General features: G+C 65.2%; 1 protein-coding gene. It reads left to right on the plus strand.

The genetic code is table 11. The features are described from left to right. Positions 1–188 precede the first annotated feature (188 nt). On the plus strand, positions 189–1,837 hold a 1,649-nt coding region (locus ACWD5Q_RS35405; RefSeq protein ID WP_451431173.1), incomplete at its 3' end, for a zinc-binding dehydrogenase.

Consider the following 1,837-nt stretch of genomic DNA (forward strand, 5'->3'; position numbering starts at 1 on the left):
GCAGGGACCGCTCACTGTTCGCGGTGGAGTGGGTCCCGATAGCACCAGTACCGGCCACGGCAGAAGCAGCCACGGCAGAAGCGGCCACGGCGGAGACGGCCACCGCAGTGGCCGTGGTGGGCAGGGACACGCTGGGACTACGGGCGGGACTGACCACGGCCGGATGCAAGGTGGTGGCGTATGAAGAAATGACCACACTGCTGGAGGCGGTCACAGCGGGTGCGCCGGTCCCGCGAGCGGTGTTCGTCGACGCAGGCAGTCATACCGACAACGCCGACAACGCCGACACCGAAAACACCGGTGAGGAAGGTCTGGCCGAGCGGGTGTTCATATCGGCCGGCCGAATACTGCAGACCGTTCAGCAGTGGCTCACCCAGGATACCTGGCCCGATTGCACCCTGGTCGCAGTCACCCGCGGCGCAATCGCCACCGGCACCAGCACCAGCACCAGCACCAGCACCAGCACCAGCACCGACGACACCACAGCAGTACAGGACCTGGCCGGTGCGGCTACCTGGGGCCTGCTGCGTTCCGTGCAGAACGAAGAACCCGGCCGCGTCCTGCTGGCCGACATCGACGACCAGCCCGCCAGCTACACCGCACTGCTCTCACTGCTCACTCACACCACCGAACCACAACTCGCCATACGCGCCGGAACAACCACCGCCCCTCGACTCACCCGCACCACTACCGCAGAAACTGCCCTTGTACCCCCGGCTGACATCGCCTGGCGTTTGGACATGCCTCGTAAGGGCACCTTCGAAGACCTTGAGCTGGTGCCCTGTCCTGAGGCCATCGGGCCGCTTGCACCCGGACAGGTACGCGTGGCGATACGAGCGGCCGGTGTCAACTTCCGCGACGTTCTCAACGCTCTGGACTTCCGAGCGGTTCTGAACACTCCCGGTCTGCAGGCGGACGAAGTCGGGCTCCTGGGTAACGAGGGAGCCGGTGTGGTCGTTGAGATCGCACCTGACGTGACAGACCTTGCTCCTGGCGACCGGGTGATGGGCCTGTTCGCCGGATCCTTCGGCCCGATGGCGGTGACTGACCACCGCATGCTTGTCCACGTACCGGCCGAGTGGTCATTCGTCCAGGCAGCTACGGTACCGATCGCATTCACGACTGCCTACTACGGGCTGGTCGAACTGGCCGGACTCCAGGCAGGCGAAACGGTGCTGGTGCATGCCGCATCGGGCGGCGTCGGAATGGCCGCCGTGCAACTGGCTCGTCACCTCGGTGCCGAGGTGTTCAGCACGGCCAGCCCTGGAAAATGGGCCACTTTGAGGTCTCTTCACCTCGACGACGCTCATATCGCCTCGTCGCGTACGGTCGAGTTCCGCCAAAAGTTCCTCAGTGCAACTGGCGGCCGGGGCCTCGACGTTGTGCTGAACTCTCTGGCCCATGAATTCGCTGATGCCTCACTCGACCTCCTGCCACGGGGCGGCAGATTCCTTGAGATGGGCAAGACCGACATCCGCGATCCGGAAGAGGTGGGTACCAGGTACCCCGGGGTCTCGTACAGGGCGTTCAGTACCACCGAGGTGGAGCCGGACCAGGTCCGGCGGATGCTTGTCGAACTGCTGGCGCTTTTCGATCAGGGAGTACTGCAGCCGCTCCCCGTCACAACCTGGGACGTGCGCCACGCGGCAGAGGCATTGCGCTTTGTCAGCCAGGCCAAGCATGTCGGCAAGGTCGTCCTGACCATTCCGCCGGCGTGGAATCAGGCCGGCTCGGTGTTGGTGACCGGTGGTACCGGTGTGCTGGGCGGGCTGGTGGCCCGGCACCTGGTGACTGCGCATGGAGTACGCGATCTGCTGCTGATCAGCCGACGGGGACC

Source organism: Streptomyces sp. NPDC002513 (genome assembly GCF_053595355.1).